The organism is Ruegeria sp. AL11 (assembly GCF_056540865.1).
In genome coordinates, this window is record NZ_JBQFXO010000003.1 from 169115 (window position 1) to 190160 (window position 21046).

Sequence of the window (21046 nt, forward strand, 5' to 3'; positions counted from 1 at the left end):
AGATCATTAATAGATATGAAAAAAAAGTTTCTGATAATCCTACTCTTAATTCTAACTCCGATTATTGCCTTGTCTGAAGAACCCCCGACCGAATTTGTGATCGCAGAGGCAATAGAAAACCAAGATCACGCGGGACTATCAGAGGCTCTCGACGGAATATCATGGGCCGAATATCCTCAGAATGCACCAGTAGATCTCCTTACGTTCGCGGCCAGTATTGGAAACATCCAAGCGATTGACGCGCTGGTGGAAACAGGAATCGACATCAACTCCAAAATGGAAGGCGGATGGACTGCATTGTCGGTCTCTTTGATGGCAGAACAAATAGAAGCAGCTCAATACATGCTTTCGATTGGCGCAGATCCCACGATCACGAGTGACGATGGAGTTTCTCCCATTGATATCGCTGCTAGTATGGGCATGAGCCAATTTGGAAAACCAGATGCGACGGAAGACAACGTTTCGAAGGAAGGCGAACTCAGTGTCGATGACCATCTAGTATCGGCGATACTAGATGGCGATGATCAAAGCCTTTTCGGTTCAATCCAAGCTGGTGCCGACCCAAACCATGTGACTGGCGATGGGTGGCCCGTCATCGTCTTGGCGGTAGCGGAACAGAACAATGAGGCTGTTGATACTCTACTCGAAATGGGTGCTAAGACTAACGTCGCTAACACTGAAGGCTTAACTCCCTTAATCGCTACAATCTTAAATTCAGACCATTCGAGCCTCGAAAAGCTAGTTGCTCTTGAACAAACCAATTTAGACTTCCGATCTATGCCAGGAGCGCCGAGGCCTATCCATGTAGCTATATGGGAAAAAGACATGGAGGCTATCTCTATTTTAGTTTCCAACGGTACTGACTTAAGCAAAGTAGGTGAAGAAAGCCTTGCACCGGAGGACTTGGCGATAGAAGAGGGATTCCATCAAGCCCTTCCGTTCCTAAAGCAACAGACGGACAGTTCTGAACTAAGATCGATTCGTAACTACGTCGTTCATGGCGAAAACGATACTGAGGCTAAGTCTCACTTGATAAATTTTAGTGAGTCTCACCAAGCTGAGCCTGTTGAGCCTAGCTTTTTTTTGGATCCCATTTGGCTGGGAATGTCGCTAGTCGAAATAGCGGCAATGGATCCTGAAACCAACTTTTGGCCAGAAAAGCCGCAAAATGTCTCCGAGAGAGTTAGGATTTCAGCAGAGCAACTGGGTCTACTCAGCGACCAGTTTGCAATAAGAGATCGAGCAGCAAACTTGATATTTGATGTAGGGAGTCTTCAGGCAAAGAACGGCGGGCTGAATTTTCTGCTAGATGAATTGATAGATCGCCCGACACAAGCCGAGGCCTTCGAGGCTTATAGATCGTTCGCCGTCTCTAGGATCGCTGAAAAGCTCAAAAATGAAGAACAAAAATCTTGGCAATTCAGAGCAAGCTTTGCTGACGATCTGTTTGGGGCCGGATTGTTGCTAGGATTTGACACCGTTCCAGAGAAAGAAATCGTGACCGGCCACGACTTCACAGTTATTTCAAAAACCGTTTTTGAGTTAGTCGAAAAGGATGACTGCGCGACTGCCTCAGCAATAGCAGGTTCCTATTTTTCGCAGTTTCCGGGTGGCAAGGGCCTCGAAGCGGTTTCTTACTTCGAAGCCTTCGATAAAACTAATGTTCTTTGGGCATTGTTCTTGTTGTGCGAAGAGCAAGATGTACTTGATTTCTTGTGGTGGTACGGCTGGACTTACTATTTTTCAGATTACTTTGAAAATGGTCGTCTAATAGGCTCTACTATGGACAGTATTTTGATCAAAGAGAAGGTCAGTTTGTTTGATGCCGCAATGGTCGCGGGGTATGATCGACTAGCTGCGCACATCCCTAGACCTGGGCAAAGTTCCATCAGCACAAGGGGTAACAAAAAGACGGAGGTAGTATCTAAGATTCAGAGGATGTTAAAGGATCGGGGTTACTACTCGGGCAAGATTGATGGTTCTTGGGGCGAGGGTTCACAGGATGCATCGGTCGCTTTGTGCAACCACTATTTTAATACTTCAATAAAGGCCGCATTTAGCGGTGGCATCACTGGACTTTGTGGAGATGATTGGGATTGTGCTCACGAATACGGCAAGGATTATGCCAATTTTGTTAGGGCTAAGAGTGTAGTTGGTGGCACTCTTGATTGGGGCTTTAGAGCGGACTACAAACCTAACTCTTCCGGTCCACCGAAGAAGTTTGATTTTTGCCAGGTCACCATTTTTTCGGATCCCGAATCTCATTGGGAAGTATTTGAGTTAGTGGGAGCCAACCGCAACCCCAGAGTGCAAATTGGGAGTTGGGGAAAGAGCGAAACACAAAAAGTGAGCTTAAAATAGCCTCTAGAGTATTGAGCTTTTCAGACACTCTTTTCTTTGGGAACTATTAAGTCAAGCTTGGTTAGACGAAGGCGCTGCAACCAGTTGCAACGCTCTCTTTCCGTTCTTGGTACTTCAGCAGTGGGCTGTGCATTAGTGAAAGCTGACTATCTCACACGTGCTGCCCGAAATCATTGCGACTTGGTATTCAACGTTCATTCCGCCGAACCCGTTCTGTGCGCGGTACTCCATTTTCACTCGATGCTGCCCGTTTGCGGTTCGCGGCGTGATAAGCGTTTGGATATTGTCACTTTGAGCCAAATCGCCTCTGGCAAGTGGTGCCTAAATTTTCGATTGAGGCGCAAGTTTGACTTTCAACTATAAATTGCGACCTAACAGGCGTGATGTGTGTCTACAGGCGCAAGTAGGACCCCATATTTTGTTGGATGTTTAGCTGAAACGATTTCCGGTTGGTTAAGATTGGTTAAAACGTGGGCGCTGCAACCAGTTGCAACGCCCAGCACGAAGTTCAAGGTTAGTTGCAACCGGTTGCACAGAAGCTTTCCCAGAGGGCATTGGCGGCTCCGAGAGCCAACGCAACGGGCCAAAACAGAATGAATGATCCCTTTACCAGCAGCATTTCACCGGTCATTTGAGGTTCTTCCCAGCGCATCATCTCCAGCTCGATTTGAGTGACCGCATCCAGTCGAGTGATGTGGGGGGCAGATGGCCGGGGCAACGCGATCATTCGCCAGAGGATGCTACCGATTGCACAATAGGCCGCAGCGAAGAGAAACTCAGTCAGGACCATTTTCTGAACCTTTGCCACGGCTATTGAAGTAGTTCGCTTTCAAACTCGCGCAAAGGTGCTCTTTTTCGCGTTCGAAGGGCTCACTCAGCTCGTGGAAGAGGTCCTTGTCCTCCGCTGCGTCTCGGCGAATTTCACGAATTCGCTGTTCTTTTTGTTCATCAGGGGCATCCGAAAGCCGCAAAGCATCCATTTCTGCCATACGCTTAAGTTGGCGATCATCGTGTACGTCGCGCAAGTACTGCAACCGGCGTTCGATCTCGATACCTGCCGGTGACTGCTTGTACAGTGTGTCCTTCAACAAGGCCCATCCTGTTTCTAAATCGTCGCCCGCATCCAGCAGATATTCTTCGTGGTTGTTCATTGTTTTTCCTTTCGGTTTTGGGGAATGATTGGGCGCAGCGCAGGCAGGTTGCTGTCTGTCGCTGCCGCCGATTTTCAGTGTGAATTCGATTGGTCGGAGTACATCCGGAAAATTTGCCGGATAGATGCACCCTCTAACGTACCGCGCTGGGCGAACAGGTTGTTGTGAAAGTGCTTCACGTACCAATTCTGACGCATGTCAGCGACGTGAGCGGAATTCTCCAGATAGAATGCCAGGTCCTGACCTTCCGCTGAGGCTGCCGGAAAACCGGCACGGAAATCCAGCAGGGCTTGCCACACCCCAAGTGGGTAGTGCCCGTTGAACGGATCGATGAATTCAAACAGCCTGTTCTCTGCTACACGGCGTTGATGCTCATGCCAGAGTTTCGCAAGTTTGGTTTCGTCCTCCGTTTCCGCATGCGACAGGCGGTGCTCCAACCTGTGTCGCGCGCCATCCCCGATACCTATGTCGGATCGGGCTGGGTCAAACACATACCCCAGGAATTCCATAGGGGTGTTTTCGGCGAATTCGGGATCACACAGCGCAAGCGGGCCAGCACGGCACCGTTCAAAATGAGCGGTCAAGGTATCAACCATCTCCCGGCAGGCAGCCATCGAACGTGCTGCAACAATGATGTTGTCGAAGCAGAGCATGACCTTGGCATCATCCACGCTGGGGATGCTGTTCAACAGCCAAGCGAGGATGATGTTGGAAGCCGGGGAGCCTTGCATTAGGCCTTTCGGCCCGCTTGCCTTGTGGCGTCCATGATGTACACAGAGAGAGGAACTATAGGAGAGTTGAGATGCCCTATGGTCCCGGTTCTCAATGAAGGACAAGTTACGTAGGTCTAGTGCTCGGCGTGTCACCTCCTGTGGTAGTGGCAGTTCATAAAGGGCGTTGGGATTGATGCTCTGAAAGCAGTCAACGATGTCCGTCTTGGCTAAGTGGACATATCCGGCAGATTGCAGGGTTTTCAGGTTCCGTGCTGCGTCATCTCGGCTGAAACCGGGCACGCCGTAGAGTGCGTCACTTCGCTCAAGTTGCTGTGCGACTGCTTCGGCAATCATGTAGTGGACCGCTTTCAGGTTCGGCGGCAGAAGGCAGATAGGCCGGGACGATCCGTCTGCTTTCGATGTGAAGTACCAAGCGACGGGCGCGTAGCTTTCTGCCCATGCGTTCACATTCTTACCTAGCTCGACGGCCTCAAATTCGCCCGGCTCTCCGCCCAGCGCACGCAATGCCGCGCTCAGTCGGACCTTGGGGTTGCGAAGGAAATCGCGCACAACAGGGTTCAATCGCTTTCCAGATGCCTTCGCCGTTGCGATGGCGTGGCTCTTTTCGTTGAACGTCTGATGAGCCAGCCCCCGCTTTTGGGGCCAGCTCTTCACATTGCCTGGTCGTGCAACTGGTTGCACCAAAATGCACTGGGCGGTCAGGTCGTTGGGTGCTGCCATTACTCAGCCCAACTTTTTCGCGCAACGGACGAAGTTATCCGGCAGGGCTGCTAATTCATTCGGAACAGAACCTGTGTGCTTGCGCCACAGACGCAAAAGGGCAGCACGAGTTACGCAGCAGCCTAGAGGGTTCCATGCACGCCCAGCGGGCTGTTTAGCGGGTCTCCGGCGCTGGATAATCCATTGGATTGTATCTTTGCTGACAATCACGCGGTAATTGTCTGTAGCGAACACAATTTTAGAGTAGGTGTCGGAGCACTCGCGGTTATCTAGCCGATTAGAGGTCTTTTCGGCACAAGTGTAGGGTGTCCCGTGGTGATCCACGAGATCGGTTATCTCTTCCATCGGAAAATCTCAGATTAGTGTTTGATCGGTGGTGCGAAGGGCAGTTGGTGATGCATTACCATCGAGGTGTTTCCAGAACTGTTCTTGATTATCCGCCGCGAGCGTCCGCCAGTGCCTGCATTGCATCTTCAACTTCATCGGCAATCCAATAGGATCGGCTGCCGATCTTGAGCGGCTTGGGAAACTGCCCCTTTTTGATCATCCGGTAAATGGTCGGACCGCTGAACGGGTAGGTTTCGGTCAATTCGCGTAGGGTGCTGTATTTGTGCTTCGTACTCATGCTAAACGCTTCCAGTTTGGTCTGTTTGCGCTCAGAGGTATCAGGTCCAGTCAGTTCTTGCTTGAGTAGTGTGGAACTCACTCGAACGAGTGAATTTCCTTTTGGTATTTGTTCAACCAGTTCTTGATTGTCCCTTCGCTAAGGTGAAATCCACTAGCACTCAGGGTGTCCCCAATTAACCCAGCTTGTTCTTTGCGAAGTCGCTCTTCAAAGAAACTAACATGCCCGAGTTCTTCAATTTTTTTGACAGCAACTCGTTGCCAGAGTTTGGCGTTCTCTTTCTTCCTTCTATTGTGTTCGCTTCTGCCTTCGTTCTCATTTATCTGTATGTTTCTTTGATAGGCTTGCACAATTTTCGGAAGAAACTTTTCATCAAACTCTATGTGCTGGTAGTCTCTGCCAGCACCAAAAGCTAGATCGAACGCAGCTAGTAGGGCGTCATGGTACCCGTGTGGAATGTCATCTAATATTTCGCAAGCCGCAACCAGCCTGTCTGCAATACCCGACATGACAAGAGGGCGCGAATACGGTTCCGCCGCATGGTCTGCAGTCTCAATTGCCTCCGCTAGAACATCTTCGAACAATGCCGTTTCTTTGGAGATTTGCGCGCTCAAGACCACCAGTTGCGCCGTCAACTCCTTTGGATCAATGTCAAACATTCCTTCTCGGTTGAAAGATAACTCCGGGTTTTCGTGCAGCGGGTGGACATCATTATCCGGCGTCCATTTCTTCTTCGAGATAGAGACTGCTTGTTCGATATGTTTTACGGTCATTTTGCAACCAGTTTCAAAACCTCGGCACTCTGGCCTGTTACATGCTGCGCCCAGCGCTCCATGAGCGCGCGGCGTTGTTCAAGAAAGTCCGTTCTCCTGTAGGTACGTTCCACCTTACTGCCGGTCTCATGCGCAAGCGCCATCTCGGCGACTTCGCGCGGCGTGTCGGTTGCTTCCGCGCACCACGTCCGGAAGCTGGATCGGAACCCATGGGGGCGTGCCTCTAAGCCCTGACGCCCCATCAGGCGGGACATGGTGGCATCGGAGATGACACCCTTTCGGACATTCGGAAACAGGTAGCCTTCCTTTTCGAATGCCGTGGCTTGTTTGATGATGCGCTGGGCTTCATTGGACAGAGGCACATGAAACTCTTTGGTGGTCTTCATCTTGTCTGCCGGAATGACCCATGTATCACCGTGCAATTCGTCCACATGAATGAAACGCAAGGGTTTGGACCTCACTGATGTCAGGATCAACAACCGAAATGCAAGATGCGTGACCGAGCCGTCGTCAAGGCTGTCATAAAAGGTGGGCACGTCAATCCAAGGCATAGCAGGAATGTGCTTGCGAACCTGACGGGACTTTCCGAGTAGGGCTTTCGCCTTCATCGTAGCTTGTAGGTCCACATCCAGTCCCATCGCTGCACCGTGCCGGAAAACGATGCCCAAACGATCCATCGCCTTCTTCGCGGTTTCACCTTTGGAATGCCAGATAGGGGCGAGGGTGTTTTTGATGTCCTGTTGATCAATCTCTTCAATCGGCACGTTACCAAGTTTGGGAAGGACATGAAGTTCCAGCGGTGAGAACCAACGCCCAGCTTTGCCATCGCCCTTTAGTTCGGCCTGACGGGCTGCAAAGGCTTCCTTCGCTACCATCATTAGGGTGTGATCAGCTTTAGCGGCTTCCCGGCGTATCCGTTCCCGTTCTTTGATCGGGTCTTTTCCTTGACGGGCGACGGCCCGCCATTTCTCGGCCTCTTCGCGGGCTTCTTTCAGAGAAACGGCAGACAAAGCACCTAATCCCATCTCTCTACGACGCCCGTGGACGTGAACCCGAAGGAACCATTTGCCACCATCACCATCTTTTTTATGCAACCAGAGCCCCCCGCCGTCCGAGTATTTGCCGGGTTGGGCATTCTTTACCTGCAATGACGATAGCTTGTTGAGTGCAGGCATTGGTCCACCCTCTGGTCCACCTTGTACTGTGAGACACAGTGAACCACTCTGACGTGAATGGAAACCATAATTTCATGTTTTACAGAGCTTTATAAGAACTACTGAGGCAACCTGAAATGGTCGGAATTGTGCGTATTCAAGTCTTCAATGCATCTCGACCGCACCAACAAAAACAATAGCTTGGCCGCTTCCCCTCGATGCCGCGACTTTTCTTTGTAACTTAAAAGTTGCTTTGCGTTCGTCTTTGACGGATCACCATTGCCGCGCCTTAGCTTTCCTACTGTTGCATAGCAAAACGACTTGAGCGCCATGCAGGTTGTTCAAGGCACCTAGATACGCGATCTTGTTTGGCGGGCTGAAGGACCGGCGGCGCGTGGCGATAAGGTAGGACTAGCGCCCCAAGACGTTCCTGTTCGAAACCGCGTTCGTCGCACGCTTTTCCTATTGGCTATGCGTCCTGAGCCTAGCGCATCAAATGCCTTGATCGAATCGCTGAGGCGCCCAAATCCACGTACAATCCCTACGCACGCGCCCCTCTGTTTCCAAGCTGCAGCTATCGGTCATTTCAACCCTGCAATATTCGACAGCAATTGTGGCCATTTAAGTAAAAGCTTAACCAAATTCCATTAAACCGGCATACATTCGCCCGGTTAAAGAGTAACATTGTCCTACCAGTCTTGAGTGAGTGGTATGTTAACCGGTAACCCGGATCTGCTCCGGTGACCCGTAATGTGTATGAGTACGAGTCTGCCGTTCCGACCCCAAATCGGAACGGCAATTTCGTTTCCGGGCTATGCTTAAGGCAGTTCGGACGGCCCAATACCCGAATTCCCGCATCGCCGAGAGCTAGAGCGCCGCCTTGATCTGCTCGGCGTGTTTAGCGATCACTTCGAAATCTCCCATCTTGCCGGGTGCGCGCAGGGGTTCACCTTCATGTCGGGGCAGAATGTGGAAATGCAGGTGGAAGACCTCCTGCCCGCCTGCGGCTTCGTTGAACTGCTGAATGGTCACCCCACCGGCGTCGAACGCCCGCTTGGCAGCGCGGGCCAGTTTCTGAACGGTCGCCATAACGGCATTCAACTGCTCGGGCGTGGCGTCCAGCACATTGCGGCACGGGGTTTTCGGGATGACCAGCAGATGACCATCGGCACGAGGCATGATGTCCATGAATGCCAGCGTCTCATCATCTTCGTATACGCGGGTCGAGGGGATTTCGCCGCGCAGGATTTTGGCGAAAATATTGTCCGGATCATATGCTGACATGTCGGGCCTCTGAATTTGCAATGGGTTCAAAGAAGTTCTGCGGTTCGAACGTGCGTCGGTCAAGGCGGAACTCGGCCGATTCAGGCTGACGAACCTGCGTGACCTCTTGAAAGCTGGGATGAAATAGCCAGATTCGACCCATCGATGATCTGAATTCGCGGCGCAGCGCTCTGCCCGCGACAATTATTCTTGATCCAGATCAAACTCGGCCATTGAAGGCAACCTCAACGCAATCTAAAACCAGCAGTAATCCCGCGCACCGGAGAGGTCTGGTTGCGCGGCGTAGTTGCAACAGGAGGCACCTAAAATGGCAGACGCAGCCATTCATGGCCACGATCATGAAGACGAGCGCTCGTTCTTTCAGCGCTGGTTCATGTCGACCAACCACAAGGACATCGGGATTCTCTACCTGATCTTCTCGGCTATCGCCGGGTTCATCTCGGTGGCGATGACCGTTTACATGCGGCTTGAGCTGATGCACCCCGGTGTTCAGTACATGTGCCTGGAAGGCTTCATGGCCGATCCATGTACACCTAACGGCCATCTGTGGAACGTGATGATCACCTATCACGGTGTTCTGATGATGTTCTTCGTTGTCATCCCTGCCCTGTTCGGCGGATTTGGCAACTATTTCATGCCGTTGCAGATCGGTGCCCCGGATATGGCGTTCCCGCGGATGAACAACTTGTCCTTCTGGCTGTACGTCGCTGGTACCTCTCTGGGTGTGGCCTCGCTGCTCAGCCCCGGCGGTAACGACCAGTTGGGTTCAGGCGTGGGCTGGGTTCTTTACCCGCCGTTGTCCACGACCGAGGGCGGCATGTCCATGGACCTTGCGATCTTCGCCGTTCACGTCTCGGGGGCGTCATCGATTCTGGGCGCGATCAACATGATCACAACCTTCCTGAACATGCGTGCCCCGGGCATGACCCTGTTCAAGGTGCCGCTGTTCAGCTGGTCGATCTTTGTCACTTCGTGGCTGATTCTGCTGTCGCTGCCGGTTCTGGCAGGCGCAATCACCATGCTGCTGATGGACCGCAACTTCGGCTTCACCTTCTTTGATCCAGCCGGTGGCGGTGACCCGATCCTGTATCAGCACATCCTGTGGTTCTTCGGCCACCCGGAAGTGTACATCGTGATCCTGCCCGGTTTCGGCATCATCAGCCACGTGATCGCGACCTTCGCGCGCAAGCCGATCTTCGGTTACCTGCCGATGGTCTGGGCAATCATCGCGATCGGTGTTCTGGGCTTCGTCGTATGGGCGCACCACATGTACACCGTTGGCATGTCGCTGCGTCAGCAGGCCTATTTCATGCTGGCCACTATGGTCATTGCGGTTCCGACTGGTGTTAAGGTCTTCTCGTGGATCGCGACCATGTGGGGCGGCTCGATCGAGTTCAAGACACCGATGCTGTTCGCCTTCGGCTTCCTGTTCCTGTTCACCGTTGGCGGTGTGACCGGTGTGGTTCTGTCGCAGGCTGGTATCGACCGCGCCTATCACGACACCTACTACGTAGTGGCACACTTCCACTATGTGATGAGCTTGGGTGCCGTCTTTGCGATCTTCGCTGGCGTCTACTTCTACTTCTCGAAGATGACAGGCCGCCAGTATTCCGAGTTCTGGGGCAAGATCCACTTCTGGATGTTCTTCATCGGCGCGAACCTGACCTTCTTCCCGCAGCACTTCCTGGGCCGTCAGGGCATGCCGCGCCGCTATATCGACTACCCTGAGGCGTTCGCTCAGTGGAACTTCGTGTCGTCGATCGGTGCATTCGTGTCCTTCGCTTCGTTCCTGCTGTTCTTCGGCATCGTGTTCTACGCCCTCTTCCGCGGCGCAAAGGAAACACGTCCGAACCCGTGGAACGAGTACGCGGATACGCTGGAATGGACCCTGCCGACGCCACCGCCCGAGCACACGTTCGAGCAGCTGCCAAAGCAGGAAGACTGGGACAAAGGCCACGCGCACTAAGCCCCGGCTGAGAAACCAAGAAAACCCCGCCATCCCGGCGGGGTTTTTCTTTGCGCATTTACCTTTTGGAACAACACATCGCCAGAACGGGCAAAATAGGCTATTCTGGTAAGGGAAACTCATCCGGCAATCCGGGGAGGGTCCAGATGCCCGAAATTGACTTTTGGTATTCGATCGGAAGCACATACAGCTTTCTGACGATCATGCGCCTTGATGATTGGTGCACTGATAACGACGCCTCAGTGCGTTGGCGCCCGTTCAACGTGCGCAGCGTGATGTCCGAACAGCAGAACGTGCCCTTTGCAGGTAAGCCGGTGAAATCTGCATATATGTGGCGTGATATCGAACGCCGGGCGGCCAAGTATCACATCCATGCCAAGCTGCCCGCGCCCTACCCCATTTCGGACCTGCCTGTGGCCAATCAGATCGCCCTACTCGGGATGAGTGAGGGTTGGGGCAAGGATTTCACCCAGAACCTCTATCGGATCTGGTTTGAAGACGGCGTCGAAGCAGGCAGTGAGACTGCTCTGTCCGAGGCCCTTTTGCGGTGCCAGCAAGATCCCCGCCTTGTCCTTTCTCGCGCGCGCAGCCCCGATGCCGTCGCGGCGCTAGAGGCTGAAACCGAACAAGCAAAACGCCTCGGGGTTTTTGGCGCACCTAGCCTTGTCGTAAGGGGCGAGGTTTTCTGGGGCGATGACAGATTGGACGATGCTTTATCTTGGGTCCGAGTTGGCCACGTCGTGTGATCTTTAACCTTAGACAGCACATAACTTTGCGCTAGTTTTCCACTATGCCCTATCAATGGAATCATACCTCGGACACAGAACAGGAATTGCGCCTCTGGCCGCATAACTCATTGCCTCCGCGCGGCGCGATGATTGTGATTCTGTCGGTTTTCACCTTCGGTCTTATTCCCGTTCTGGCCATGCTGGGATCGGTAGTCTTGTGGGGGTTGCTGCCCTTCCTGTTGCTGACAGTTCTGGGCCTGTGGCTCGCGATCCAGACGAACTACCGAGCGCGCAGCGCGGTCGAGGTTCTGACCCTCAGCGGCTCACAGGCGCGTCTGATCCATCAGTCACCGGGAAAACAGCAGCAGGAATGGTCTTGCAACAGGTATTGGGCCCGCCCCGAGATGCACGAAACCGGTGGGCCAGTGCCGCACTACGTGACCCTGATCGGAGCTGGTCGCGAGGTCGAGATTGGCGCGTTTCTGTCCGAGGATGAGCGGATCACCCTCTATGACGACCTGATAGCAAAACTGCGCGGACCGGCCGCGCAGTAGAGGTTCAGCCTCAGCAGTCGCCGTTCGAGGCGGTACACAGATGGTCTTTGACCATCGGACCGACCTTGCCGAAATCCATCTGCCCGGTGTATCGCGTCTTCAACTCGCCCATCACTTTGCCCATATCGCGGATCGAGCCCGCCCCGGTCGCGGTGATAGCGGTCTGAATTGCTTTCGAGACTTCATCTTCATCCAGCTGCTTGGGCAGGAATTCCTCGATCACCGAGACTTCCAGCAATTCCCGTTCCGCCAGATCCAGACGTCCGCCCTCTTCATAGGCGCGGGCGCTTTCCTTGCGCTGCTTGGTCATTTTACCAAGAATTTCAAGAACCTCGGCGTCACCGCAGCCCTTGGCCTCTTCGTTTTGCGAGCCGCGCGCGGCGATATCGCGATCCTTGATCGCAGCATTAATCAACCGCAGAGTCGACAGCCTCTCAGCCGCCTTGTCTTTCATCGCTTGCTTCAGAGCGGCATTCACCCGTGATCGCATGTCCATATGGTTTGTCCATCCCCATGACAAAGGAACCCCGAACATATCCAAACAAAAAGCGTGACACAACAGGGGGTGAATACCGCTAACCTATTGAAAAACAAAGATAGCCTAAAAAATGATCAGACTTGACCCGAACGTATAACCCCCTTAGGTATGCGCCGATTTACCTGCAGGAGAGTTGTGCCATGGCCCAGAACGCCCCGTCCAAGCCCACCGCATGTCTGGCTTTGGCCGACGGAACTTTGTTCTACGGAATGGGCTTCGGCGCCACCGGACAGACCGTGGCCGAGCTGTGCTTCAACACTGCCATGACCGGTTATCAAGAGATCATGACCGACCCCTCCTATGCCGGGCAGATTGTCACTTTCACTTTCCCGCATATCGGCAATGTCGGCGTGAACCCTGAAGACGACGAAACCGGCGATCCGGTGGCTGCGGGCATGGTCGTCAAATGGGACCCGACCGAGCCGTCAAACTGGCGCTCGGCCGAAGAGTTGAAGGGATGGTTGGAGCGTCGTGGCCGTATCGCGATCGGTGGCGTAGACACCCGCCGCCTGACCCGCGCGATCCGCCAGCAGGGTGCGCCGCACGTCGCATTGGCCCACGACCCAGAGGGCAACTTCGATATCGAAGCTCTGGTTTCCGCCGCGCGCGGCTTTGCGGGGCTTGAAGGGATGGACCTCGCGAAGGACGTCACCTGCGCCCAAAGCTACCGCTGGGATGAGATGCGTTGGGCCTGGCCAGACGGCTACCAGCGGCAAGAGGCCCCTGCCCACAAGGTTGTCGCACTTGATTTTGGCGCAAAGCGCAACATCCTGCGCTGCCTGGCGTCGGCCGGATGTGACGTGACCGTTCTGCCCGCAACTGCCACAGCGGGCGAGGTTCTGGCCCATGAGCCTGATGGCGTCTTCCTGTCCAACGGCCCCGGCGATCCGGCGGCCACAGGCGAATATGCCGTACCGATGATCAAGGAGATCCTCGACACCACCAAGCTGCCGGTGTTCGGTATTTGCCTCGGTCACCAGATGCTGGCCTTGGCGCTTGGCGGGCAGACCGTCAAGATGAACCACGGCCACCACGGCGCGAACCACCCGGTCAAGGATCTGGAAACCGGCAAGGTCGAGATCACCTCGATGAACCACGGATTCGCGGTGGACGCTCAGTCACTGCCCGACGGCGTGGTGGAAACGCACCGTTCGTTGTTTGACGGCTCCAACTGCGGCATCCGCATGACCGACCGCCCGGTGTATTCGGTTCAATACCACCCCGAGGCCTCCCCCGGACCGCAGGACAGTTTCTACCTGTTTGAACGTTTTGCCAGCGCGATGGCGGACGCAAAAGCACAGGCGTAAACACCAAAATTCCGTGTGTTTATCAGAGTTAACCGTGCGTTAACCTTAGTCGTTCAACCCTGACGCCAACAAAAGGCGTCGGGGTTTTTTCTTTTATGGTTGATTTGAACGCACAACAAATCTCTGCAACACATCCGATCCCGTCGCCTGAGCTTCGCAAACCCGTAGGGGCGTGTCTGGTTGATGCCGGGGTGATAACGCAGGACCAGCTGGATCAAGCGTTGGACCTTCAGGCCCGCCAGAACGCTCCGCTCGGAGAAATTATGGTGAGTGAAGGCTGGGCCAGCCGCAAAGATGTTCTGGCCGCTTTGTCCGCGCAAACCAATCTGCAGATCGCCGATCTGCTACAAACCCCGCCTTCGGCAGAGTTAAGCACTCTTAAACCAATGGAGTTCTGGCTGCGGCACAATGTGATCCCGTGGCTGCGGATTGGTCCGTTTCTGTTCGTCGCCACCGCGCGACCGGATCGCTTTCCCACGGTCTCGGCCGAAATGGCGAGCTATGATTTGACCATCGTTCCGGTTGTCGCGGCTGCCGATCAGATCGACCGCTCGATTGCGCAGATTTTCTCGAACCAGTTGGCCCAGAACGCCGAGGCCCGCGTGACCGAGGATCAGAGCTGCCGCACCTGGACCGCCTGGAGCCGAACCCGCAGCGCCAGCATTGTTGCGCTGGCGTTACTGGCCTTCGTCTCGTTTCCGCTGACTGGAATGGCCGTTCTGGCGACCGCGGCTGTGGTGTCGCTGCTGTTGTTCATGATCATGCGGTTCTCGGGCCTCTTGGCCTTTGCCTACAAAGCTTTGCGGCCGCAGCCTGCACCCTCCTCGCCGGTGACCGCTCTGCGGCAGCCCTGCGTGTCGATCATGGTTCCTTTGTACAAAGAGCGTGAGATCGCAGGAGCGTTGATCCGGCGCCTTCAGCGCCTGACCTACCCCAAGGCGCTTTTGGACGTGATTTTAGTGCTGGAGGAAAAAGACGATGTCACGCGGGACACATTGTCAAAGGTTGACCTTCCCGGTTGGATCCGAACCATCGAAGTACCTGAGCTGAACGGCCTGACCACCAAACCTCGCGCCATGAACTACGCTTTGGATTTCTGTCGGGGCGACATTCTCGGGGTTTGGGATGCCGAAGATGCCCCACAACCCGACCAGATTGAGCGGGTCGTTGATCATTTCACGCAGGCTGCACCTGACGTTGTCTGCCTCCAAGGCGCGCTGGATTACTACAACCCGCGCACCAACTGGCGCTCTCGCTGCTTTACCATCGAATATAACAGTTGGTTCCGCGTAATTCTTCCGGGGATCGCCAAGCTGGGGTTCGTGGTCCCTCTGGGCGGCACGACGTTCTTCTTTCGCCGCGACAAGCTGCTGGAACTTGGCGGCTGGGACGCCCATAACGTGACCGAGGACGCCGATCTGGGAGTGCGCCTCTGCCGCGCCGGCTACCGGACCGAGATCGTGAACACCACCACCTTTGAAGAGGCCAACTTTCGCGCCTGGCCCTGGGTCAAGCAACGCTCGCGCTGGCTCAAAGGCTTCATGGTCACCTACCTTGTCCATATGCGAGCACCGCTGCGCCTACTGCGAGATCTGGGACCGCTGAAATTCATCGGTATTCAGGCTTTTTTTATGGGTACGGTCGGGCAGTTTTTGCTGGCCCCCGTCTTGTGGATGTTCTGGCTGACCACCTTGGGGCTGAACAACCCGTTCCTCCAGGTGACCCCGATGCAGACCTTCAAAACCCTGATCTGGCTGTTTCTGGCCGCAGAAGCGTTGAACTTCATCATCGGCGTCATCGCCGTCTGGGCGAAAGAGCGACGGTTCCTGCTACCCTGGGTCCCTACGATGATCCTCTATTACCCGCTCGGGGTCGTGGCGGCCTACAAAGCATTGTGGGAACTGGCCGCCAAACCGTTCTTCTGGGACAAAACCCAACACGGGCAGGCCTCCGAGGACCTGCCGCCGCAGGACGCCTAGATCGCTTTGCGTTTGATTTGAATCGAAATACGCTGCCTCTCCCTATCGTCGAACGCGCATTTCGATAGCTTTACCTCAGATAAAACGCAAAACGCTTTAGCCGTCGCGCCGGATCGCATCCTGCTTCAAACGGGTCATGAACGCGACCGAGATATGCTCTTTCAGCGCTTTCGCCGCGCCCTCTTCGTCCCGTGCAGCGATGGCTTCGACGATGCCCTTGTGTTCGCTCTGCGCGATTTCACTGCGCCCTTGCGCCGCCAGAGACGTGGTCGCCATCAGCGCCATGGTCCGATGCACAAGGTCCAGTTGCTGCACCAGATAGCGGTTGTGCGAGGCCAAATGGATCTGCTCGTGAAACCGTCGATTCGCGCGCGACAACGCCGCCGGATCATCGACCAAGGCATCATCCTCGGCGACCATCTCCTGCAACACGCGAATTTCTTCCTCGGTCGCATGTTTGGCCGCGAGGCTTGCGGCCAACCCCTCCAACTCGCGCCGCACGATGTAAAGCTCGGCCATCTGGTTGTGGTTCAGGGAGGCCACGATCAGCGACCGCCCGTCCCGCTCCAACAGAGACTGCGTTTCCAGACGTTGCAGCGCCTCGCGAATGGGGGTGCGGGATACGCCGAACCGTTCGGCCAATTCGCTTTCGACAAGACGATCTCCGGGCTTGTAGATACCGACATCAATGGCGTCGAGTATAAGCGTATACGCGTCTTTGCTGGGGTGTCTGGACTGGGGCATGGGGCGATTGGTCTCCTCGTTCGGACCTGTCTATCCGTCCTAACCGTCTGCAATCAAGTGCGGCATTGAAAACCTGCCCCCAGCGCCCTACACCGTAGGCATGGTCAAACCGTCCTTCAGCCACGTCACGCAATGGGTGTTCGATCTGGACAACACCCTCTACCCGCCACGGATGCGCCTGTTCGATCAGATCGAGGTGTTGATGACGGATTACGTCGTGCAAGCCATCGGCGTCGACCGGGCTGAGGCTGATCGGCTGCGGGGGCACTACTGGCGCGAATACGGAACCACGCTGGCGGGTTTGATGGCCGAGTATGATCTGGACCCCGCCCCCTACTTGCACGCAGTTCACCAAGTCGACCTGAGCCATATGGACCCGGACGCCGAACTGGCTGACCATATCCGCGCCCTGCCCGGTCGCCGCATCGTCTACACCAATGGCAGCGCGCCTTATGCCGAGCGTGTCCTTGAAGCGCGTGGGCTGACCGGTCTGTTTGATGCCATCTACGGGGTCGAGCATGCCGGATATCGGCCTAAACCCGAAAAGGCCGCGTTCGAGGCAATCTTTACAAAAGACGGGATCACAGCGGAAACGGCTGCGATGTTCGAAGACGATCCGCGCAATCTGGCTGCCCCGCATGAGATGGGAATGCGCACGGTTCACGTCGCACCCGACCCGCATGATGCCGATCATATCCACCATCATACCGACGATCTGACCGCCTTCCTCGCCCGCCTGCGATAGGCTGTCACACTGCGACGATCTGTATATTCTGCAGCTGCAAAATCATCCCTATATGCCGGTCTGCGACGAACAGAACGGAGACCCCGATGACCGCGACAATGATGCCGCAGCGCCTGCCGATTTGGCAGCGCCTGCTTTTTGCAATTCCCCTCTTTGGCTGGATGGCCCGCGACGTGGCCGATGGCCGCCCCGAGGATCTGGGCTATACCGCCGCTGCGATTGTCAGCATGTGGGGCTGTTCGGCATTGCTGTTTGGTCTGCCCGGCCTCTACATCCCCGCATTGATGATGGTTCCGGTTATGTTTCTGGTCCTCATCCTGATTTCACGCGGCTAACACGCGGGACAGGATGTCGCTTGGCGCACCGCCGGGAATCGAACTAGGTTTTGCCGGGAACGGAGAATGCGCCATGACTGACAGCTGTGACATCCTGATTTCCGGCGGCGGCATCGCCGGGCTGACCGCTGCCGCCGCATTCGGCGCCGCCGGGTTCAACGTGGTCTGCGTGGACCCAACACCGCCGATCACCGAACGCGACGTTGATGGCTCTGACCTGCGGACCACAGCGTTTCTGCAACCCTCTCGCATTTTGCTGGAACAATGCGGAGTGTGGGACCGGCTGGACAGCCACGCCGCACCGCTGCAAGTTATGCGGATCGTTGACGCGGGCGGCGACGTTCCCGAACCGCGCGTCGTGCGGGACTTCAACGCCTCGGACATTTCCGAACAACCTTTTGGCTGGAACCTGCCCAACTGGCTGCTGCGGCGCGAGATGGTCGCGCGCCTGTCGGAACTGCCCAATGTCGATTTCCGCCCCGGCACCGCAACGGTCAGCCTGTTCACCCGCACCGCCGAGGCCCGAGTAGGGCTGAGCGACGGCAGCCGTATCCGCTGCAAGCTGGTGATCGCCGCAGACGGTCGCAACTCACCGATGCGCGAAGCCGCCGGGATTTCCGTTCACACCACGCGTTACGGTCAAAAGGCCCTGGCCTTTGCGGTGACACACCCAATCGCGCATGAGAATGTCTCGACCGAGATCCACCGTTCTGGCGGGCCATTCACCTTGGTGCCCTTGCCCGATTGGCAGGGTCAGCCATCGTCGGCCATTGTCTGGATGGAGCGCGGTCCGCGCGCGGTCGAGTTGCTGAACCTCGACGCAGATGCTTTTGAGGCCGCGATGACAGAACGCTCCTGCGGGTTGTTTGGACCTTTGAAGCTGGCCTCACGCCGCACGATCTGGCCGATCATCAGCCAATCGGCTGAGCGGTTGTCGGGTGAACGTATTGCCCTGATGGCCGAAGCCGCCCATGTCGTGCCGCCCATCGGCGCGCAGGGTCTAAACATGTCTCTGGGCGATCTGCGAACCCTGCTGGACCTTGCACAGGCCCGGCCCGACACTCTGGGCGATGCACAGATGCTTGAGGCCTACCACAAAGCCCGCCATACCGAGATCGAGCTGCGGGTGAAGGGGATCGACCTTCTGAACCGCACCTCAATGCTTGAGGCGCGGCCCCTGAGGGATGCACGCGCCATGGGCCTCAACGCACTTTATTCCATGGCGCCGGTGCGCAAAACGTTGATGCAGATGGGCCTTGGCATGCGCTGAGGCCCTAGCGGCTTACAGAACTTGATCCAACACGCGCTTCAAACGCGCAATCGTGCCGTCGACGTCATAGAGCTTGTCGAGACCGAACAGACCCAACCGGAACGTGCTGAAACCGGCAGGCTCATCACATTGCAGCGGCACACCAGCCGCGATCTGCATCCCCAAAGCGGCGAATTTCTTGCCGTTCTGGATCTCGGGATCGGCGGTATAGCTGACCACGACGCCCGGAGCGCCAAAGCCCTCGGCCGCGACTGAAACGATGCCCTTGTCCTTCAGCATTGCACGCACGCCATTGCCCAAGGCCCATTGCGCCTCGCGCAGCTTTTCAAAGCCGTAGTCCTGCGTCTCGGCCATCGTATCGCGGAACGCGCGCAGCGCGTCGGTTGGCATGGTCGCGTGATAGGCATGACCACCATCCTCATAGGCCTGCATGATTTGCCGCCACTTCTTGAGATCAATGGCAAAGCTGTCGGACTGGGTGTCCTGCAGCCGCGCCTCGGCCCGGTCCGAGAGCATGACCAGACCGGCACAAGGCGACGCGCTCCACCCTTTCTGGGGGGCCGAGATCAGAACGTCCACACCGGTGGCCTTCATGTCGACCCACACGCAGCCCGACGCGATGCAATCCAGAACCATCAGCGCGCCGACCTCATGCGCTGCTGCAGCCATGGCCGAAACATAGTCATCCGGAAGAATCACCCCGGCCGAGGTTTCCACATGCGGGGCAAACACCACATCCGGGCGCTGCTCGCGGATCGTCGCAACCACATCGTCAATTGGTGCGGGCGCAAACGGCGAAGGACTGTCATTGCCTGTCTCACGCGCCTTCATCACCGTGACCGATCCAGTCAGAGCGCCGTTTTCGATAATCTGGCTCCAACGGTAGGAAAACCACCCGTTGCGCACCACCAAGACATTGGCATCACGGGCAAATTGACGGGCCACGGCCTCCATCCCATAGGTGCCACCACCCGGGATTATGGCAACGCCATCCGCATTGTAGACTTGCTTCAGCATGCCCGAGATATCGCGCATCACCTGCTGAAAGCTCGCAGACATGTGATTCAGGGATCGGTCCGTGAACACAACCGAAAATTCTTCCAGGCCATTTGGGTCGATGGAATCCAGCAAGGCGGGCATTTGATGTCCTTTCAATCAGTGTTGACGGCACCTTCAACACATTATCATTGCGGGTAAAGCGCATTTCCGACGAAAAGGTGACGCAAAGTCATCTTTGTTTTTCAGAAAAAATTAACCCTCAAACACGCCATTATTTTAGTATTGACGCCAACTAGTATCACATACCCTTTACACTTCTGCGTGCTTCTGCCCAGATGCATACACTTTTAAAACGAAGGGAAATTAAAACCCGTGACTGCAAATAAGCGGATCAGCTTTCAGAGTGTTCGAGATGAAGTAAAGCGCAGGATCGAAAGCCGAATTTGGCCTCAGGGATCATTGCTGCCTACCGAGACCCAGCTGGCGGAAGAATTCAATTGCGCCCGCGCGACCGTCAACCGCGCCCTGCGCGAACTGGCCGATCAAGGGGTCGTCGAACGCAAACGCAAAAGCGGAACACGCGTCAAGAAAGAGCCCAGCAAACATGCCAAGCTGGAGTTTTCGTTGACTCGTCAGGTGGTTGAAAACCAGAACGCGGCGTATCGCTATGCCCTGGTCGAGCGCAACGTTGTCACCAGCCCCGGCTGGCTGGCATCGCAGCTCAGCGTCGCGCCAGATGCGCGCATCCTGCACGTCATTTGCATGCACTACTCCGACAACAGACCGTTTCAGTTAGAAGAGCGCTGGATCAACCTTGAAACCGTCCCCCAAGTCGAGCAGGCCGACCTGAGCGACAATGGCCCGCACGAATGGCTGCTGAATGCAGCACCGTTCACCGATGCCGAGGTTGCCTTTTGCGCCGTGTCAGCCGACAGCCGATTGGCCGAGTTCATGGGCACCACCGCAGGCACGTCGATGATTCAATTGGAGCGCACAACCTGGAAGGATGAAAAACCCCTGACCTTTGCGCGGATGACGCATCATCCGGGCTTCTGCATCCGCACCAAATACTGATCCCG

At 55.6% G+C, this 21046-nt stretch carries 20 protein-coding genes; 10 read left to right on the plus strand and 10 right to left on the minus strand.

What is annotated here, in order from left to right; translation table 11 throughout:
• The first annotated feature begins 15 nt into the window (after window positions 1–15).
• A complete protein-coding gene (locus ACR0IP_RS06500) occupies window positions 16–2361 on the plus strand; it encodes an ankyrin repeat domain-containing protein (RefSeq protein WP_480524522.1) in 2346 nt (781 codons plus the stop codon).
• A 514-nt stretch (window positions 2362–2875) separates the two neighbouring features.
• Here ACR0IP_RS06500 and ACR0IP_RS06505 read toward each other — a convergent pair.
• From ACR0IP_RS06505 to ACR0IP_RS06535, 7 genes are all read right to left on the minus strand, one after another.
• Entirely contained in the window at window positions 2876–3151 is a 276-nt protein-coding gene (locus tag ACR0IP_RS06505) for a hypothetical protein (protein ID WP_480524524.1), read from the minus strand.
• Window positions 3138–3512 (minus strand): hypothetical protein, encoded by a 375-nt coding sequence (locus ACR0IP_RS06510; RefSeq protein ID WP_480524526.1) that lies wholly within the window; start codon window positions 3510–3512, stop codon window positions 3138–3140. Before ACR0IP_RS06510 ends, ACR0IP_RS06505 begins: the two co-directional genes overlap by 14 nt.
• 74 nt (window positions 3513–3586) lie before the next feature.
• Complete coding sequence (locus tag ACR0IP_RS06515) at window positions 3587–4966, minus strand: reverse transcriptase domain-containing protein (RefSeq protein ID WP_480524528.1); 1380 nt, start codon at window positions 4964–4966, stop codon at window positions 3587–3589.
• Between the two features lie 433 nt (window positions 4967–5399).
• Window positions 5400–5591, minus strand: a complete 192-nt coding sequence (locus ACR0IP_RS06520; protein ID WP_480524530.1) for a helix-turn-helix transcriptional regulator — start codon at window positions 5589–5591, stop codon at window positions 5400–5402.
• Window positions 5592–5668: 77 nt separating this feature from the next.
• Complete coding sequence (locus tag ACR0IP_RS06525) at window positions 5669–6364, minus strand: hypothetical protein (RefSeq protein WP_480524531.1); 696 nt, start codon at window positions 6362–6364, stop codon at window positions 5669–5671.
• Entirely contained in the window at window positions 6361–7539 is a 1179-nt protein-coding gene (locus ACR0IP_RS06530) for a tyrosine-type recombinase/integrase (protein WP_480524533.1), read from the minus strand. Before ACR0IP_RS06530 ends, ACR0IP_RS06525 begins: the two co-directional genes overlap by 4 nt.
• Window positions 7540–8385: 846 nt before the next feature.
• Window positions 8386–8802, minus strand: a complete 417-nt coding sequence (locus ACR0IP_RS06535; protein ID WP_480524535.1) for an HIT family protein — start codon at window positions 8800–8802, stop codon at window positions 8386–8388.
• A 307-nt stretch (window positions 8803–9109) separates the two neighbouring features.
• Between ACR0IP_RS06535 and ctaD the strand changes: the two genes are divergently transcribed.
• The 3 genes from ctaD to ACR0IP_RS06550 all read left to right on the plus strand — a co-directional run bounded on the left by ctaD (window position 9110) and on the right by ACR0IP_RS06550 (window position 12050).
• On the plus strand, window positions 9110–10768 hold the full coding sequence (gene ctaD / locus ACR0IP_RS06540) for a cytochrome c oxidase subunit I (protein ID WP_170376446.1): 1659 nt from the start codon (window positions 9110–9112) through the stop codon (window positions 10766–10768).
• 146 nt (window positions 10769–10914) lie between these two features.
• Window positions 10915–11514: a DsbA family protein gene (locus ACR0IP_RS06545; RefSeq protein ID WP_170689931.1), complete on the plus strand. Its 600-nt coding sequence runs from the start codon at window positions 10915–10917 to the stop codon at window positions 11512–11514.
• Window positions 11515–11558: 44 nt separating this feature from the next.
• On the plus strand, window positions 11559–12050 hold the full coding sequence (locus ACR0IP_RS06550; RefSeq protein ID WP_170689929.1) for a DUF2244 domain-containing protein: 492 nt from the start codon (window positions 11559–11561) through the stop codon (window positions 12048–12050).
• Between the two features lie 10 nt (window positions 12051–12060).
• Here the strand turns inward: ACR0IP_RS06550 and ACR0IP_RS06555 are convergent, their stop codons facing one another.
• Window positions 12061–12546 (minus strand): GatB/YqeY domain-containing protein, encoded by a 486-nt coding sequence (locus ACR0IP_RS06555; protein WP_170551479.1) that lies wholly within the window; start codon window positions 12544–12546, stop codon window positions 12061–12063.
• Window positions 12547–12728: 182 nt separating this feature from the next.
• Between ACR0IP_RS06555 and carA the strand changes: the two genes are divergently transcribed.
• Both carA and ACR0IP_RS06565 read left to right on the plus strand, forming a co-directional pair.
• Complete coding sequence (gene carA / locus ACR0IP_RS06560) at window positions 12729–13895, plus strand: glutamine-hydrolyzing carbamoyl-phosphate synthase small subunit (RefSeq protein ID WP_475217800.1); 1167 nt, start codon at window positions 12729–12731, stop codon at window positions 13893–13895.
• A gap of 95 nt (window positions 13896–13990) precedes the next feature.
• Window positions 13991–15874 (plus strand): glycosyltransferase, encoded by a 1884-nt coding sequence (locus ACR0IP_RS06565; RefSeq protein WP_480524538.1) that lies wholly within the window; start codon window positions 13991–13993, stop codon window positions 15872–15874.
• Window positions 15875–15970: 96 nt separating this feature from the next.
• Here ACR0IP_RS06565 and ACR0IP_RS06570 read toward each other — a convergent pair whose 3' ends face one another.
• Window positions 15971–16618 carry a GntR family transcriptional regulator gene (locus ACR0IP_RS06570; RefSeq protein ID WP_170470033.1) on the minus strand — a complete coding sequence of 216 codons (648 nt, stop codon included), beginning with the start codon at window positions 16616–16618 and terminating at the stop codon, window positions 15971–15973.
• Window positions 16619–16718: 100 nt separating this feature from the next.
• Here ACR0IP_RS06570 and ACR0IP_RS06575 point away from each other — a divergent pair, with 100 nt between their 5' ends.
• From ACR0IP_RS06575 to ACR0IP_RS06585, 3 genes are all read left to right on the plus strand, one after another.
• Window positions 16719–17363, plus strand: a complete 645-nt coding sequence (locus ACR0IP_RS06575; protein ID WP_480524540.1) for a pyrimidine 5'-nucleotidase — start codon at window positions 16719–16721, stop codon at window positions 17361–17363.
• An 86-nt stretch (window positions 17364–17449) separates the two neighbouring features.
• Window positions 17450–17698 (plus strand): hypothetical protein, encoded by a 249-nt coding sequence (locus ACR0IP_RS06580; RefSeq protein ID WP_170470040.1) that lies wholly within the window; start codon window positions 17450–17452, stop codon window positions 17696–17698.
• 73 nt (window positions 17699–17771) lie between these two features.
• Window positions 17772–18968 (plus strand): UbiH/UbiF family hydroxylase, encoded by a 1197-nt coding sequence (locus ACR0IP_RS06585; RefSeq protein ID WP_480524542.1) that lies wholly within the window; start codon window positions 17772–17774, stop codon window positions 18966–18968.
• A 12-nt stretch (window positions 18969–18980) separates the two neighbouring features.
• Here ACR0IP_RS06585 and ACR0IP_RS06590 read toward each other — a convergent pair whose 3' ends face one another.
• The gene (locus tag ACR0IP_RS06590; RefSeq protein WP_480524544.1) at window positions 18981–20108 is read right to left on the minus strand and encodes an aminotransferase class V-fold PLP-dependent enzyme; all 1128 of its coding nucleotides are present in this window, start codon (window positions 20106–20108) and stop codon (window positions 18981–18983) included.
• A 231-nt stretch (window positions 20109–20339) separates the two neighbouring features.
• Here ACR0IP_RS06590 and ACR0IP_RS06595 point away from each other — a divergent pair, with 231 nt between their 5' ends.
• Window positions 20340–21041 (plus strand): GntR family transcriptional regulator, encoded by a 702-nt coding sequence (locus tag ACR0IP_RS06595; protein WP_480524546.1) that lies wholly within the window; start codon window positions 20340–20342, stop codon window positions 21039–21041.
• Window positions 21042–21046: the final 5 nt, after the last annotated feature.